The organism is Sulfitobacter indolifex (genome assembly GCF_022788655.1).
Classification (GTDB): domain Bacteria; phylum Pseudomonadota; class Alphaproteobacteria; order Rhodobacterales; family Rhodobacteraceae; genus Sulfitobacter; species Sulfitobacter indolifex.
Window position 1 is genome coordinate 35163 of the sequence record NZ_CP084955.1, and the last position, 16663, is coordinate 51825.

The following is a 16663-nucleotide window of genomic DNA, read 5'->3' on the forward strand; positions in this document are numbered from 1 at the left end:
GCGCTTGCCGTTTTTATGGCGTTCTGAGCCCAAGCAAAGCGACGAGGACGATGAAGTGTCCAAAACCGAGGGCGGAATAGATTGGAAGCCACCAGAACCAGGAGATCGAATAGACCATAATGACCGCTATCGTTCCAATGAAAGCCAGCAAGGCCGCTGCCATTAGGACACTGATGCCGCTCCCTGCACTGCCCGGAGCCAGCCCGCTTTCCTCGGCATGCGCGGGTCTGGCGCGTGGTTTATCCATCGTATGATAAGAAATGTGCATGTCTGCTTTCATCGTGCTCGTCTCCTCGTTCTTACTATTACGCCCTCTTCAGGCATTTTTGATCCCAGCTTAGGCTATCAAAGCTTCGCCTCAAAGCATCAAAAATCCATTGTCGCACTTATTGCGCCATTTCATTAGGGCAGAAATGCGGTTTTACTATGGCAAACACATAAGGTGTTTGACCTCACGGTTTGATATTGCGAGCCCTTCTCTGGCTTGGAAGGAAGCATAATGGGACAAGTTCGTCACGGGAGCGCCACGACCATGTACGCCGTCAGAGCAGCAACACAGTGATCCACTGCCCGGAAGGGTTGCGAAGCATGATCCCGAGAGGGGCAAGCTTCGCTCTCGGCGCTGAGCAAGGAACTTGGCATTAATCCCAAGACGGTTGCCAAATGGCGAAAGCGAGTGACGGTTGAGGATATGAAGACGGGCCCGAAAGAACCGCGTTCTTCGGTCCTAACCGAAGCCGAAGAGGCCGCGGTCGTCACATTTCGGCGTCATACGTTCCTGCCGCTGGACGATTGTCTCTATGTCCTGCAGCCGTCTATCCCGCATCTGACAAGATCAGTGCTGTATCGGTGCCTACAACGACACGGCATATCACGCCTGCCTGATATCGAGGGTGACAAGCCGAAGCGTCAGAAGTAAAAGCGCTATCCCAGCGGGTTCTTCCACATCCACTGCCCGGCAGTGCATGTTTACATGCACGAGAGGGGACGTCGCCGAGTTTCTGGCCGCTGAAGGAAAGCTCTATCTATTTTTTGGCATTGACCGCACCAGCAAGTTCGCTGTGACCTATCTCGCCGAAAAGGCGACAGCCGCACTGCTTAGGAGTTCCTGCAGCACTTGCTCGAAGCCGTGCCCAATTAAGTCCACACCATTCTCACGGATAACGTCATCCAGTTCGCCGAGCAGCCGCGGAACCGCAAAACAATCTTCTCGGCCAATGCGCTTTGACATGATTTGCGAGGCCATTGGGATTGAACATCGCCTGACGAAGCCGAACCATCCTTGGACCAACGGCCAGGTCGAACGGATGTACCGCACGATTAAAGAGGGGACCGTCAAACGCTTCCACTACGACAGTCACGACCATTTGCGGACCCACCTCGCGGACTTCATGGCAACCTACAACTCTGCCCGCAGGTTGAAGACCATCAGCGGCTTTACGTCCTACAAATACATCTGCAAAATCTGGACATCAGTGCCAGACAGACTCATTCTCGACCCGATCCACCAGATGCCGGGACTAAACACCTAAAGCTGAGCTGCTAGGCGAATCGTCGCCGACAAAAGCGGCGCGTCGCCAGGGATTCGGGGCCGAAATGGAAACAACGCCCGCAACCAAGCAATTGAATGTTCACGCGAACGTCTCCGTAGGCGAAGAGAATGAGCAAAATTTGAGCGCGGCGGCTTTCATCCCGATTTTATATAATTGGCTGAAAATAGAGCATAATTTGGGCGCGGCGGATTGCCGACATTCTGTGCACACGTATTTTTTCCTTTTTCTCGCCATATTTCAGCAGATATTTCGGCTTAAACACGTTATGTTAAAAATATTCTGGGATCGGCGAAGACCGTTTGTTTTTCGCCTGCTGCAAACCAAGGCGCTGCTAGCCGCTATTATTTTAGGATATGCTTTTATGGAACATCGCATGTTACCGTCCTCTGACGCGACCGCTCTCTACAGCTCTGCAGGCTCCACGTACCCACAGGTCCTGAAGCGCCTCTTTGACATCGTCATCTCCATAATCATCCTGCCGATTTTGGTCCCGATCATTGCGGCGCTCTATATTTTAGTGCGTGCTCCTGGCGGCCCCGGCTTTTTCGGCCATCAGCGCATTGGTAAAGGCGGAAAGGTGTTTCGTTGTTGGAAGCTGCGCACGATGGTGCCGAATGCTGAGAAGCGGCTGCAAGCTCTGTTAGATCGAGATCCGGAGGCGCGTGCCGAGTGGGAGCAGGACCGTAAGCTTCGTAATGATCCACGGATCACCAAATTTGGCAATTTCCTGCGGAAATCAAGCCTCGATGAGTTGCCGCAGATCCTCAACGTATTAAAGGGTGAGATGAGCCTCATCGGCCCGCGCCCTGTGACGGCAGACGAGCTCGCGAAATATGGCCCGCATCGATCTATCTACCTTGCCATGCGACCGGGTGTGACGGGCCTCTGGCAGGTTTCTGGCCGTAACGGCGTGAGCTATGCGGCGCGTGTCCTTCTCGACCGCCGCTATTTCGAAGAGATGTCTCTGTCCATGGACGTCTACATTCTTCTCCGCACTGCTGGTGCTGTTCTGTCACGCACTGGGATGTAAGCGAAAAAAATAAAACAGCGCGTAGTTATCCGCGCTGTGTTTTCGTGTCTGGCAGCACCAATAAGGCTGCCAAGGTCAGATTATGAAATCCCACTGGGAGAGCTGATCCGCCGTATGGCCCACGATAACCACGCTATCTTCGGCGTTAAACGCTATTTTTAGGCCTTGTTTGGTATCATTGAACATCTCTTCCAACTCGCTGAAGGATGAGAGGCCCAGCGATTCAAGGTCAATCAGGTCCGCCCCGATCTGAAAATCATTTATTCGGTCCTGGCCGGAGCCTTGCCAAAAAATGAACGTGTCGTTGCCCTTACCGCCGTATAAGCGGTCATTACCAGCGCCGCCATCGAGCCTGTCATTGCCTTCACCGCCCCGGAGCAAGTCATTACCCTCTTCACCGAAAAGCTGATCGTTATCACTGAGACCGACCATCCGATCGTCACCCGAGCCACCGTATAGGGTATCATTGCCGCGCATGCCGGATATGAAATCGTCGCCGCCCTCGCCCTTGAGGATATCATCACCGCCATAACCAAACATGTGGTCTTCAATGGATGACCCCTTCATGGTGTCGTTCTGCATGGTGCCTTCTTTCCGCAGCGGCTCCATGTCGAGCTCGTTTTCTTCCAGCTTGGCCAGCCGCGTTTTGAGCGACTCCAGCATGTCCGTCGGCTCAGTCGAGTTATCGAAAACAGATACCTCACTATCCGTGAAGTAATTCATGTCTTTTTTGCCGCTGCCGAAAACAAAGTTATTGACGACAGTCACATCCGTCAAAACGCCTTTCAAATTCGGATCGATGAGCAGGCCATTAAAGCCGCTCTGGTTGACTGTATTGCCCTCAATGTGGATGTGCCCAAACTCACCGCCGCCGAGATCCTTTGTATGGTGCTTATCAAGGTAAATTCCCGATTTCCCGCTTGAGAGCACGACATTGTCCTTAATATTGATATGCGTCAGCACTGGGGCGTATTCACCGTCTTTAAAGTCGCTAGGGTGCTCAGCCTTCCCCATTTCCACGCCGGGGTTAAGACCATCGTCTGCTTCCCGAGAAAGGACGATGCCGAGATTTGCATTAAAGATTACGTTATCTATGATATCGATGTTGGTCGCAGTGCGAGAGTTCGAGTCGATATAGATGCCGTATTTCTCGATGTCATGGATGACATTCTCCGAGATAACGCCATTCATCACATTGGTTTTAGCATTAATTCCGTACTGATCAGTCTCATAGACGTGGTTTTGATGCACGAGAAAGCCGTCAACGCCGCCCCCGATTGTAATGGCTTCGTTTGCGCCGCCACTGACTTCGCCGAGATTTGTTTTCGTCACACTGTTGCCTGAGATCACAATGTTAGAGACAACAAAGTTATCCACGATAGTATCTTTGTGCATCAGTTGGCCGGCAACGAAGATCCCCGCGTTATCCACATTGTGCACATAATTGTTCACTATTTGGATGTCGGAAATCTCAGTTTCGCCATCACTTCTCGCAGATATGCCGAAATGTGCGTTCGTGACCTGGAAGCCATCAATTATGATGTGGCTAGACGTTTCAACGTGGATGGCGCCATGGGCCTTCTGTACCCCGGCCCCGCCGCCATCGATGATCACCTGACCCTCATGGTCCGGATGCACCTCAAGGGTGATCGGCGTGTCTTCTGTGCCGGATTTTTCAATCCATACGCTGTCATAACGGCCTAATTTTACAGAGATTACATCTCCCGGACCCGCTACATCCACTGCTGCTTGGATCGTTAGGAACGGAGCCTCTTCCGTACCGAAGTTTTTATCGTTGGCAAGACTGTTACTTTGATCTACGTAATATCGCATGGATCCGGTGCTCCTAACACAGTCGACGTTTTACGAGATAGGAATTGGCACGGATTTTTGTTTATTTTGAGGGCCGTTTCGTATAATTCTGTGACAATAGTAGGGCCCTTCGCTACACTTTTACCCCGCATTCCCCAAGTAGCCTTACGTTTTTTCGCCGCTGCAGTCCGGTCACGTGGCATATTTCAGCATGTTATTTGGGCTGAAGGTGGCGGATTATGGATCACCCAGAGGGTGCACGCGAAACGGGTGATGGGCGACTTGGTTTTGGCCGCGGGTTGCGGCTGGAATTTCGTGGAACGCAGCTCAGTTTCGACGCCGGTCTTCTGGTGATGCGCGAGTTGGGTGACGTGCTGGTGCTGTCTGATCTTACGTCGGGTGTGCTCAATGACAACCGCCGTGGCAAGAACACCTTTCACCGGCTTGACGGGCTTTTTCGACAATTGGTCTATGGTCGGCTTGCGGGCTACGAGGACGTCAACGACGCCGGCCGACTGGCTCTTGATCCCGTCATGCGGCAGGTTGTCGGTGGCCGCGCTGTTGATGCGCAGGCGGCCTCGGCCTCGCAGATGGGGCGGTTCGAGACCGAGACGCTCGCCCTGTCCGAGAACCAGGCGGCGCTGGCCGATCTGAACGGCCCGTGGATTGACCGCTTTCATGATCGCAACGGGCTGAAGTACATCACGCTCGACATGGAAAGCTCGGTCAGTCCCACCCATGGCGATCAGGAAGGTGCCGCCTAGAACGGGCATTTAGACTGCAGTTGCTATCACATCACCCGCTGTTCGTCTTCAACCAATTGGCCACTTGGAGCGTTGTGCCCTGCGCCCCGGAACTCTGCACAGTGCGGATGGATGGGAAGCTGTCCTGAAGCCCGTCATCGCGCGATATGCGGATCGTGACCTGATGCGGTTCTTTCGGGGAGATGTTGCGTTTTCCATCCCGGAGCTATATAAAACTTTGGCAGCGGAAAGCTATTTCTACGCTATCCGCCTGCGGGCCAATCGCGTTCTGCACGGCAGAATTGCCAATCTTCTAAAGCGCCCTGTGGGTCGTCCGCCAAAAGGCGTGAAGCGCATCTACGGTGACTTCCAGTATCAGGCGGCATCTTGGGACAAACCTCGTCGTGTCACAGCCAAGGTGGAATGGCATCCTAGCGAGTTGTTCCCGCGCGTCGGCTTCGTTGTCACCAATCTACCAATGGAACCAGACTGGATCATCCGGTTTTACAACCAGCGCGGTAAAGCAGAGCAGCATGTCAAAGAGTGTAAGCAGGCGATCAACTGGACACGGTTGTCTTGCAAAGGGATAACCCAGAACGAGGTGCGGCTTCGGCTTCATGCATTGGCATGCAATCTGGGTGTCTTCCTGAAAGGCGCTGATTTGCCCGAGGAGATGGCTGACTGGTCGCTGACCAGCCTGCAAATCCGGCTGATCAAAATTGGTGCACGGGTAGTCCGTCACGCCCGCGCCATCACGTTCCAGCTTGCCAAGGTCGCGGTCAGCGGCAGTCTCTTCCATCGCATTCTCAACGCGATCCACCGGCTGCGTTCACCACCGGTTTCCGCATGAGGATGTCAGCGCCAAAACCCCAACGAAAGCGGTTCGACGGGTCTGTTCAAAATACCGTCTATCAGACCAACAAAATGGGCAAGCTACTCGCTAGGGCCAGAAATCGCACACAAATCAAGTGCAAGTTTAATCAAGTGCAGGTTTCTCAGACATTGGCTCGGCGCGGCCAAAGTGCTTGACCGGTGCTTAGAATGACGTCAATTTCTGGAGGATGACGTTCTACTTGGGGAATGTCGGTCAAAAGAAAAACACTAGCATAGGGTGCAGCCGAAGATGGCGCAATGTCGCATGGCTTTCGCATGAAGGCTTTGACATGGAGAATTTTAGCTTTTCGCTCTTTCAGGACCCAAACTATATGTCGGATGGGAGCACAGCCGTTGTTGTCGATTTCGGACGCACCGGCGGAGAAACCGAACTTAGAGTAGATTGCGCGCACCCGACCATAGAGGGACTTCATTAGTCATGACCTATGAGCCTAATTTCGAAACATCTCGCTTTTCGGCGGGGTCCACCGGTCCTTCGGGGCCGCCGGAGGAAACCCTGAGTCTCCTAAGCCTCTGGCGTATCCTCTGGGCGCGCAAATGGTTCATCGGCGCTCTAACGCTGGCGGGGATGGTACTGGGCCTCGTTACGACTTCTGGCGGGGAGCGCACCTATACAACTGAAACCCTCCTGATCCTCGAAGAGACCGATGCAGCCTTGGCCTCGTATTTTTCTAACGAAGGCTCTCAGTATGTGAACCCTGCCGAGGCTGTGGCCGTGTTCGGCTCACGGCGGCTTTTTGAGCGCGTTGTTCAAGGACTCGATTTGGTCAACGATCCTGAGTTTAACCCCTTTCTTGCCGCGCAGGACGCAGCACCTTCGCCAGTGGCGCGGTTTGTATTCGCTTTGCGGGGTTTGTTCTTTCCTGGAGAAGACGATGGTCAGGCTGGCGCCGCCACTGCGCTTGACGTGACGGGCGTGGCCGCCCGCCAAGCGACTGTGGACGTAGTGCAAGACCAGGTTCGCTTCTTAGCGGATAACTCGGGATCTCTCATTCGGGTGGTTGCTGTCACGCCTGACCCCGACCTCTCCGCAAAGCTGAGCGATACTGTTGCGGAGGTCTTTCTGAACGAGATCATTGAAATGCGGCTTGATACTCTCGATCGGGTTGTGGAGCAGCTCAGCCTTCGAGTGACGTCCCTTCGACAGGATGTGCAGGATAAAGAAGCCGCGCTCCAGAATTTCCTCAATCGGTCGGACTCGCTCGACAGCGTCGAACTTGCCGCGCTCGGTGATGAAGCGCAGCGGCTAAGAACTCGGCTTGCGGACCTAGAGCGAGAGATTGATACAAATTCGGCGCTTTTGAGTGAAGTAAGTCTGTTTCAAGGGCAGGGTCTTACGGATCAAGAGATCCTAGCCAGTATCGCCGCGAACAGGGCGCTGTCGGAGCTTTTCGAATCTGTCGCTTTGAGCACCGAAAGCAACGCCCCATCAGGTGTGGCAGATGAAATAGAGGAACGCTTCTCGGTGCGCGTTCGGCTAGCAGAGGGACTCCGGGAGAGCCTGAGCAACTTGGAAATGCAGCTTGCAGCCAGCAGCGAGCAACAAGTTCGCCTGCAACAGCTGCGGCGAGAGGCGGAAGCCACGAGCGAAATCTACAACTTTTCCGTGCGCCGATTGAATGAGCTGCTTGTACAAGGCGGCGTCGAAGCGGGCGGCGGTCGTATCGTGCTCCGCGGTTCGCCACCGCAGCTGCCCGATGGGCGGGGTCGTGCGCGTATGATGGCGACCGTCGGCGTTCTGGGGCTTGTAACGGCAGTGGGATGGGTCCTTCTTCGGGAAGCTACAAATCAGACGTTGTGCACCCGTATCGATATCCAGCGTATTGTCCCGGGCATTCGGACGGTGCCGGTGCCTCGTGCGCCAGTAAACCGGTTCTTTAACCGCAATGGGCGCGCGAAGCAGCTGCTGATCTCCCAGGATAGTACAGAGTATTCCGAAGGGATCCGGCGGCTACGCGGTGCCGTCTCCGCCTTGGCGCGAGATGGCGGCAAGATCTGCGTGCAATTCACGTCCGACTACGTGACATCAGGACGGTCCCTGATGGTTCTTGGGCTTGCGCGTAGCTACGTTCTTTTAGGCAAAAGCGTGCTCGTCATCGGGGCGGACATGCGCGACAGTAGCCTCACCCGGCAGCTCGGCGTTGTGGCCCCGAAAGTGGGGCTACAGCAAGTTCTAATGTCTCAGGTCCGTTTGGAAGAGGCGATCTCTCGTCACCATGAGCTCGGCGTCATGCTCATGCTCCCTGCGAAGTTTCAGGGGAACCCGGCAGACATTCTTGAAGGCGAGGCCTTTAAAGAGATGCTCACTGCGGCAAAGAATGAGTTCGACGTGGTTATCGTAGACACGCCGCCGCTTCTCGTTGCCCCCGAGGCGCAGACACTATCCGAACTTGTGGACAGCGTTATTGTTGTTGCGGGCGGCGGTGCGTCGACGTCTGAAAGCTTGCTTGCAGCGTTGGAACAGCTTCCTTCGCCATTCGGAGCATCAAATCTGGTCGCGCTTTACGGGGCAGAGACGCATAACGAGCAGCGTGGCCGAATTGACCGCCGAAAGTTCGCGCGTCTCTAGGCCAAGCCGCTCACTTCCGCGGCCTGACAGCATCAAACGCGCAGAGCGTGCGCTACCTTTTCACTGGCCGGAGCCTCTGCCTAGTCCGCTGGAAAAGCTCAAACGCGCGCGGAATGAAGTACAGCCATTGCAACATCTCGGGCAGCGGATAGCTTACGTATTGTGAAAGCGTCGGGCGGAAGATCGTCCGCCACCAGCCGCGCCGCGCCTGGGCGACGAGCTCGGGCCGCGCTTGCCAGTGGTACATGAACTCTCCCCCCATCATCCGAAGCCCCAGCTGCTTTTCGAGCGCGAGGTTCCCGGGAAGATTAAGAATGCACAGTTTGAGGAGGGACTTCCCGCGGTGCATCTCTGACGTGTCAGACCATGGGGTGTCGGTGGATATCAGTGTGTAAAGCTCCAGACACCCTTCCACAGTCCCCCGCTGACCCAGCTCTTCGGCGAGCGCGACGGCAACGTCACGGTCAAAATGCTCAGAAGAACAAATTGCGTCGAGGTCGCTAAGCCAGTGCAGCCGTGACCAGGTATGTCGCGTGTGGTGGTGGCAGAGATAGTTGAACAGGAAAGTCAGCGGCAGCGTTGAGAACGTCGTCCCCGCGATTTCAAACGAGTCCGCCTCGTCGAACAGATTGAGGGAGTTAAACATCCCGGAGTGTTTGTCCAGGTGGTCCTGCAAATCGATAACAATCCCCTCGGGCGCGATCATTGTCACGCTGTCATTGAAGCGGAGGATGGCATTGATATCGCGCTTGCTCGTTAAGGGCGTGGCTTTCCCATCGGGCGCGACGGGGAGGTACCCTTCGGCGAGGCATTTATTGATGATGGGCCGTAGGCTTCCTTTCGGGATGAGTGCATCGACATCCCTACAGGGGCGCAGCCCGACATCTGGGTAGAACTGCGCGGCCATACTCGGGCCTTTGAAGAATAATGCGTCATAGCCTAGGGGCGCTGTAACGGTTTCGACGAACTTCTTTTGCGCTAGGATCATACGCATGTTTTGGTATGCGACTTGGTTCGCGGCGGGATCGACCCTTTCCCAGAAGGTGGCCGGGACTGTCCCGTCATCGATGGCGCGGAGATGGCGGCGGATCAAGGGCAGGTTGAAGTTACGCTGACCCAGATCAGCAAAGCCACACCAATCGATCACGGAAGCGACAAGCTCTTTCGCTGCGGCGGCTTCGTTCGTTGAAAGCCGTGTCTTCGCCAACAGAATCAGCAGCCGAATGTCGGCGGTTTGATCGCTCAAATTGATCGACGGAATGGCCATACCAGTCTATTCCTAGCAGCGCTGAGAGTAACACATTGGGGATGCTGCACTTTGTCCCGAAACACACAATACTCCTTTATTGCATCGCTACGGTGATGAAATATCCTTTAACATAATTACTTCGATCACGTCACCAGGAAGCACGATGTCATTTAGTGCGGCTGGCATTGTGGTGACTGAGCCGCCTTCTTGACGATGAAGAAGGATGTCGGGCTCCACGATCGAACCGTCACTGTCATCAACCATTATGCCCGTTAGGACGATGAGCCCCTGTCGAGAACCGCGAAGCTGCGCCGCCGTTTCATCTAAGGAGCGCTGCACCTTTGCTTGCTCGGAGAGGAGACGTTGGCGGCGGTCTAGGTCTACGGAGTTGAGTTGTTGCGTGAGCGTCGTAAGCTCCCGACGTGTTTCCGTTAGATCAGCCTCTGTCTGAAGGAGCCGCGAAGATACTTGAAGTGCCCCAGATCGCGCCTCATTCACATTGTTTGCCACAACGAGCCCGCGCTCTTGTAGGGCGAGAAGGCTCGCGAGGCGCTCCTCTTCGCCGGCAGACACTATCTCATATTGCTCGAGAGCGGTGGTGAGGTAGGAAATGCGAATTTCGGTCAGGTCTATGCGCGCTTGCAGGTCCTCAATATCAAGGTCACGTTCACGCCGCGCTTCCGCGAATTGTAGGCGCACATTAGAAAGCGCCTCGCTGCCTAAGCGGGATTCGAGCACTGTACCGGATTCCTCTGGCGGTGTTTCAGCCAGTGCCTCATCGAGCTGCCCTCGGATGCGCCATAGGTCGAGCAGGAGCCAAGCTTCGGTTTTTTGCAGCTCTGAGATGCGTGCTGCTAGGAGAGCCGCGCGATCAGGCTGGCTGTCCGTATCTTGGGGCAGGCGCGTATCGCCCGCGATGCCCACGGCGGCCCGCACCGTCATCCCTGGACGGTAATCAATGCGGCCCGGCGTGCCCACCGCGCCGAGCACGGTCAAAGGGCGATACTCAGCTACATCGATAAAAACCGAGTCCTCGTCGAGAACAATGAAAGTCTCTATTGCGCCATTGAAGACGCTAACGCGATCCCCCACGATCTCCAGCACGATGTCTTCCTGGAGCTCTTCGAGCGATCTACCTGCCGCGAGGTGCCGGCCGATATAGGGGAAGCGCACGAAGCCAGCGGTATCGATCATGGACGTCCAGCCCGCAGAATTCAGACGAATGATCTCCGCCCGCAGCGTATCGCCGGGCTGGAGTTTATAATCCCGCGCCTGAGCCGCATTCGCCAGGGCCAAAAAGACGACCATGACCATCACGCGCCATCCAAAGCTGGCACCCCGTCGCAAATACTGCTCACAACCCATCATCTGCGTACCTTGTCATCATCGAGCCGTCCTAGAACTCTGGCGGACGGGCACATTATTGAAAGCGATTTTAAAGTGCGATGTTTTACTAAACTATAATCTTTTGCGCGGCAGAGTTACATGACAAAGAAGCTAGTTATTTCAAAGTAATTATGTTGTGATCATGATGCGTCATATTGGAAACGCCTTTTGGCGGCTAAGAAACAATGCAAGTTACAGCCGGGGGGGACGCCCGGTGAACGCTTGCCCCGGAGGTTGCTGATGCAAAATGGGCCACCGTCAATTCAGAAGGATGAGCGCGCGCGGAGCGAAGAACGGCGTGCTATTCTAACCGGCGCGGCCCTCGGTGCGCTGGGCGCGGTGACGCTTGCAGGTTCGGCGGAAGGGAGCGCGATCGGCCCCTGGGATGCCGATCACCTAACTCTCGCCACGACGCAGAGTTTGCCTGCTACCGAGGTTCCAGTGGGCGCGAAGACGATCAATACTCTTGGCTACGCGCGTATCGGTGATGGGGGTGGCGCGGTTTTTCAGCGTGTGGAGATCACCCCCCGCGCAGACGATATCCGCTCCGCTGACGGCGCGGCGTGGCGCATGCGTGCGGAGGCTGGCGTTGTGAACGTTCGCCAGTGCGGCGCGGCAGGTGATGAAAGCCGAGACGACACCGATGCAATCCGCGCGGCCTTTGCCTTTTTGCGAGAGGAAGGCGCTTCCACGCTATTTTTCCCGCCGGGTACTTACAGGGTGAGTGGACCGATCATTTCTTTTGCGGCGGGTGATAAGCGGTTCGCCATCATCGGCCAAAATGCGGATACGACACGGATCCTCCTGGCTGCGTCGATCCCGGAACCGCTCATCAGCATCGTCGGAGAGCCGGGGCGCGGGCGAATCGAATGGATCTCCTTCAGCGAGCTTACCTTTGTCAATCGCAATCGCCGCTTTCGTGGCGATGCTGTCCTCGTCAGATTTGCCTATCACATCGATTGGAAGCGATGCCGCTGGCTGAACTTCGACGGGCGTGCCCTCACGCTTGACAACTACTGGGATTCGAACTTTTCAGGCTGCCGGTTCATCGGCTGCGGTCGGCAAGAGCCGGCGGGCTCGGAAGCTGCTGGCCTTGAGCCTGTGGCGCCAACCTCCGCGATCTGGATAGGCTGCTCAGAGCAATGTGACAGCTCCAACAACCTCAACTTTGTCAATTGCCAGTTCGAGGCAAGCTGGCATCATCAGGTAGAGATCGACTTCTTTTCCCGGCGCATAAACTTCGTGTCGTGCAAGTTTCACGGGCTGCAACGCGCTATTATAACCGCAGCACAAGTTCTGATCCGCGGCGGGCGTTCCGGAAAGTTCATCGGTTGCGCTTTTGCCTATGGGCAGGAGCATGACCACATTTCTTTCGTCAGTGGAGGGCTTCGGCGGCGAGGCCAAGGCTGGATCATCACAGCCTGTGATTTTTCCTATTCCGCGAAGGCGGCGGTTCGGGTCCGCTCCACGTCAGAGCTCGTCATCGCGCATAACAATTTTGGCGCGATAGGGGAGAACGCGGAAACGGTCGTGCTAGAAGGCTACTTGCGGGACCCAGTACGGGACGGGCGGATTATCCTCGGCCCTAACACCTTCAGCAAAGGTGAGACTGAACCCGTCGTCGAAGAGGCTGATAGCACCGCCCCAACGCGATCGAAAGCGACGAAAGCTCTAAGCGAACGGTGGGATGAGGAGCACCTGAGGCTCGGGCGGTATCACCTTTGGGTCGACGAGGAGGGGATCCTGCGCATGAAAGACGGCCAGCCGCAGCATGACCAGGACGGCCGCCCCGTTTAGACCGCCGCGCAACAAAGGCACCGCGCGCTGGCCTAGTCAGCTCTTAGGGCGCTCCGGAGAGTTTATTGGGTTCTGTCGCAAACTTTGGCGTGATGGTCTATCAGGCAGCGTGATTTGCCGATGAGGTTCGTCAGATGGTGTCGTTCAAAGGTGCTCAGTTTCCGCAGGACGTGATCCTGCATTCCGTTTTCTTCTACGTGCGATACGGTGTGTCGTACCGTGACCTCGAAGAAATCCTGGCGGAGCGCGGTGCGGTGGTCGACCACGCTACTCTGAACCGTTGGGTGGGATAGTGTCCCAAGGAATGGTGTAACTTTATTCTTCGGCCATGGCTTGGCCGCAGTTACAGGGCGGCGATTGTCGCCGGGTCCATAGGGGTAGTGTCGCAAATGGCGGCGACGGTTTCCAGCGTCATGTAGCGCCCGTAGGGTGATTTTAGCTTCCTATCTGCTATATTTATATGGTGTTTGCGCCTAAATTTTGGTAGTCAGGCGCATGTCACACTCAGCCAAAAAACTGCCAAATGATCCCGCCGAATTGAAGGCGATGATTGCGGCATTGCAGGCTGAAAATGCTCAGATTGCGTCGGAAAACGCCAAGATGTCAGCTACGCTGCGGGCCCATGATCAATTGGTTCAGACGCTGCGCCTGCGGATCGCCAAGTTGCAAAAGCTGGCTTTTGGCAAATCGTCGGAGAAGGTCGAGCGCGAGATCGAGCAACTGGAACTGGCTTTGGAAGATCTGCTGGTTGCAGTCGCTGAGAAGGATGAAAGTCCTATCGACGAAGGGTTGGACGAGCCAGCTCCGGAGGAGACATCAGCCCCTGTTTTACGTCGCCGCCCGCGTGTGTCTGATGCGACCCTGCGGGAACGCCGTGAGCTTGACCCAGGTGCGTGCTGTCCAGACTGTGGGGGCGATCTGCGTGTGGTGGGCGAGGATGTCAGCGAACTGCTCGACATGATCGCCGCCCAGATGAAGGTGATCCAGATCGCCCGGATCAAGAAATCCTGTCGGCGCTGCGAACGGATGGTGCAAGAGCCTGCGCCCAGCCGTCCGATCTCAGGCAGCATGGCGGGGCCGAACCTCCTGGCGCATGTGCTGGTCTCGAAGTTCGACGACCATCTGCCTCTTTACCGCCAGCATGAAATCTTCGAGCGTATGGGGGCCGACATCCCCGAAAGCACGCTCGTGGGCTGGTGCGGCCGCGCTATGAAGACACTATCGCCGCTGATAGAGCGGATCGATGCGGACATCCTGAGCAGCGACCTTCTGCATGCGGACGATACCCCGATCCGGGTATTGGACCGCTCCAGAAGAGACAAAGGATTGGGGAAAGGCGTGAAGCAAGGCCGGGTCTGGGCCTACGTGCGTGACCAGCGCCCGTGGGCGGGAGCCGCGCCACCTGGCGCTGTCTATCGGTTCGCTCCCAACTGGAAGGAAGAGCACGTTCTAAGCCATCTGGCCAATGCCCGCGGCATTCTGGAAGCGGACGGCTACAAGGGCTATGCCAAGCTCTACGCGCCTCAATCCGATGGCTCACCGCGTTTGCACGAGGCGGCCTGTTGGGCGCACCTACGACGAGACTTCCACGACTTTTGGGCCTCAACTAAGTCCGAGATCGCGCGCGAGGCGCTCGACCGGATTAGTGAGCTCTACGATATTGAGCGCGACATCAACGGCCAGGCAGCAGAGGCCCGCCTTGCAGCCCGTCAAAGGCTGAGCCGACCAAGGGTGGAGGCCTTTTTTGATTGGTCCGAACAGCAACTCTTGCGCATTCCCGGCAAGAGCGATCTGGCTAAAGCATTCCGCTATGGCCTCAGTCGACGGGAGGCCTTCAGCCTGTTCCTGACCGATGGTCGCGTAGCCATCGACAACAATCCAGCAGAGCGGGCTCTGCGTCCGATCGGTATTGGGCGAAAGAACTGGCTCTTTGCAGGGGCCGACACAGGTGCGGAAACCCTGGCCCGCGCTATGACCATCATCGAAACAGCCAAGCTAAACGGCCTCGATCCACAGGCCTATCTCGCGGACGTTCTCGACCGCATCCACGACCACAAGATCAACAAGCTGGATGAGCTGCTGCCGTGGAACTGGAAGGCGCTAACCCCAGAAGCAAGCAGTCAAGCCGCGTAAACTGCGGTACCAATGGCGCGGTTACTCTTCATCTATACTTTGACTAGAGAATATGGCTCCGCACGGTGTTGTCACGTTAACTCGCCGAGTTTGCACGTTGGCATGCTGTTCGTTGATCAAGCGGCGTGTGCCGCGGATTTCCACGCCTCGAGTGCTTCGAGACGATGGTAGCGGATGGCGAGGGCTGAGCGGCGGCGGGCAGGGAGAGAGAAGCAATTGCGGGTTGCGGACTGCATAGATACAAAGCGTTGTAATCCACCCGGCGATCGGAAGCTTTGCATCGCCCGCTTTCTTTTCCGGAAGGGCAAGTGGCTGTTCTCGGCGCGGTTATTGAGCCCCTTGTGTGACCAATGATCAAGGCCAGGCGCGACCTCGCGCTTGGCGGCCCCATATGAACGCAGTTTGTCTGTAATGATCCTTTTGGGCACGAAACCCCAACGCTTCATCAGCTTGACCAAAAGCCGCTTGGCGGCGCGCTTGTCTCGCCTCGATTGAAGGATTTCCTCAAGAACCACGCCGTGCTGGTCGACAGCACGCCAGAGCCAGTATGACCGGCCGGAGAACTTCACAACGACTTCGTCCAGATGCCAGACATTGCCGGGGTGCGGCTGCCGCCGCCGTAGAACGTGGGCGATCAGAGGGCCGAACTTGACGGTCCAGCGCCGGATCGTCTCATACGAAACGTCCACGCCACGTTCCAGCATCAGCTCCTCTACTTCGCGCAGGCTCACGTTGAACCGGACGTAGAGCCAGACAACATGAGCGATGATCTGAGGCGGAAACCGATGGCGTTTGTAGCGGATTTTCTGTGTCTGCATCGACACCGCCTACGCCCAGATCAGAGAACCAGCAACCTCAGGCCCGTTTACGTGACAACACCGACATAGGCCATGAAAAGCCCGGCCAGCAAAACCCCGGGTCCAACAGCCGCGAGTAACATCGTCGCCACGGATTGTTCAGCCTGAACAGAATAGTCGATCAGAACAATCGAGGGCGGCAAAATTGGTCCCAAGATAGACGAAGCCGCAGTGACCCCGGCAGAAAAGCCTTCGTCATAGCCTTTTTCGCGCATGGCCTTCATTTCAATAGCGCCTAGCCCGACAACATCCGCTGTGGCCGAACCCGACATGCCTGCAAATACAAAGCTTGCCAAAACATTGGCATGTGCCAGCCCATCCCGAAATCGAGAGAATAAAGCGGCGATAAAATCAAACAGGCGCACGGTGACGCCGCCGGAATTCATCAAGCGGCCCGCGAGGATGAAAAAAAGCACCGCCAACAGAAGAAAGTTGTCGATCCGATCAACAGAGAGCCGCGAAATGATTTTCATGACAACCGGGTCAAAGGGGCTGCCAAAGAGCAACCCGCCGCCGATAATGGAAAACAACGCGGCTGAAATCTCAATCATGAGCCCGGCCATGATCGCACCAATCAAGCCTAGAGTTAGGACAATAGGCATCAGTTATCTCCTTAAACTTGCGCAGGATCAGGCGTGTA

Annotated in this window: 10 protein-coding genes and 3 pseudogenes; 7 read left to right on the forward strand and 6 right to left on the reverse strand. The window is 56.1% G+C overall.

The features are described 5' to 3' along the window. Positions 1 to 13: 13 nt before the first annotated feature. A complete protein-coding gene (locus DSM14862_RS19950; RefSeq protein WP_007121008.1) occupies positions 14 to 280 on the reverse strand; it encodes a hypothetical protein in 267 nt (88 codons plus the stop codon). A 219-nt stretch (positions 281 to 499) separates the two neighbouring features. On the opposite strand from DSM14862_RS19950, the pseudogene DSM14862_RS19955 reads away from it, so the two are divergent. Both DSM14862_RS19955 and DSM14862_RS19960 read left to right on the forward strand, forming a co-directional pair. After that, a pseudogene (locus DSM14862_RS19955) lies at positions 500 to 1532 on the forward strand (integrase core domain-containing protein). Between the two features lie 64 nt (positions 1533 to 1596). Continuing rightward, positions 1597 to 2583, forward strand: coding sequence for a sugar transferase (locus tag DSM14862_RS19960; protein WP_007121004.1), 987 nt, complete (start codon positions 1597 to 1599; stop codon positions 2581 to 2583). A gap of 75 nt (positions 2584 to 2658) precedes the next feature. Here the strand turns inward: DSM14862_RS19960 and DSM14862_RS19965 are convergent, their stop codons facing one another. Beyond that, on the reverse strand, positions 2659 to 4416 hold the full coding sequence (locus tag DSM14862_RS19965; protein ID WP_007121003.1) for a right-handed parallel beta-helix repeat-containing protein: 1758 nt from the start codon (positions 4414 to 4416) through the stop codon (positions 2659 to 2661). A 218-nt stretch (positions 4417 to 4634) separates the two neighbouring features. On the opposite strand from DSM14862_RS19965, the pseudogene DSM14862_RS19970 reads away from it, so the two are divergent. Both DSM14862_RS19970 and DSM14862_RS19975 read left to right on the forward strand, forming a co-directional pair. Continuing rightward, positions 4635 to 5988: pseudogene (locus DSM14862_RS19970) on the forward strand (IS1380 family transposase). Positions 5989 to 6450: 462 nt separating this feature from the next. Then, the gene (locus DSM14862_RS19975; protein ID WP_007121000.1) at positions 6451 to 8601 is read left to right on the forward strand and encodes a GumC family protein; all 2151 of its coding nucleotides are present in this window, start codon (positions 6451 to 6453) and stop codon (positions 8599 to 8601) included. Between the two features lie 52 nt (positions 8602 to 8653). Here DSM14862_RS19975 and DSM14862_RS19980 read toward each other — a convergent pair whose 3' ends face one another. Continuing rightward, positions 8654 to 9868: a nucleotidyltransferase family protein gene (locus tag DSM14862_RS19980; RefSeq protein ID WP_007120999.1), complete on the reverse strand. Its 1215-nt coding sequence runs from the start codon at positions 9866 to 9868 to the stop codon at positions 8654 to 8656. Positions 9869 to 9955: 87 nt separating this feature from the next. Next, a complete protein-coding gene (locus DSM14862_RS19985) occupies positions 9956 to 11218 on the reverse strand; it encodes a polysaccharide biosynthesis/export family protein (protein ID WP_007120998.1) in 1263 nt (420 codons plus the stop codon). A gap of 258 nt (positions 11219 to 11476) precedes the next feature. Between DSM14862_RS19985 and DSM14862_RS19990 the strand changes: the two genes are divergently transcribed. The 3 genes and pseudogenes from DSM14862_RS19990 (at position 11477) to tnpC (ending at position 15166) form a co-directional block, all read left to right on the forward strand. After that, positions 11477 to 13033 carry a glycosyl hydrolase family 28-related protein gene (locus tag DSM14862_RS19990; RefSeq protein ID WP_007120997.1) on the forward strand — a complete coding sequence of 519 codons (1557 nt, stop codon included), beginning with the start codon at positions 11477 to 11479 and terminating at the stop codon, positions 13031 to 13033. 134 nt (positions 13034 to 13167) lie between these two features. Next, positions 13168 to 13320, forward strand: a pseudogene (locus DSM14862_RS19995) (IS6 family transposase); the annotation flags it as partial. Between the two features lie 208 nt (positions 13321 to 13528). After that, entirely contained in the window at positions 13529 to 15166 is a 1638-nt protein-coding gene (gene tnpC, locus DSM14862_RS20000; RefSeq protein ID WP_040701937.1) for an IS66 family transposase, read from the forward strand. A 116-nt stretch (positions 15167 to 15282) separates the two neighbouring features. On the opposite strand, the gene DSM14862_RS20005 is transcribed toward tnpC, so the two are convergent. Both DSM14862_RS20005 and DSM14862_RS20010 read right to left on the reverse strand, forming a co-directional pair. Continuing rightward, positions 15283 to 15984, reverse strand: coding sequence for an IS6 family transposase (locus DSM14862_RS20005; protein ID WP_007120994.1), 702 nt, complete (start codon positions 15982 to 15984; stop codon positions 15283 to 15285). Positions 15985 to 16031: 47 nt separating this feature from the next. Beyond that, complete coding sequence (locus tag DSM14862_RS20010) at positions 16032 to 16625, reverse strand: TRAP transporter large permease subunit (protein ID WP_243254673.1); 594 nt, start codon at positions 16623 to 16625, stop codon at positions 16032 to 16034. Positions 16626 to 16663 lie beyond the last annotated feature (38 nt).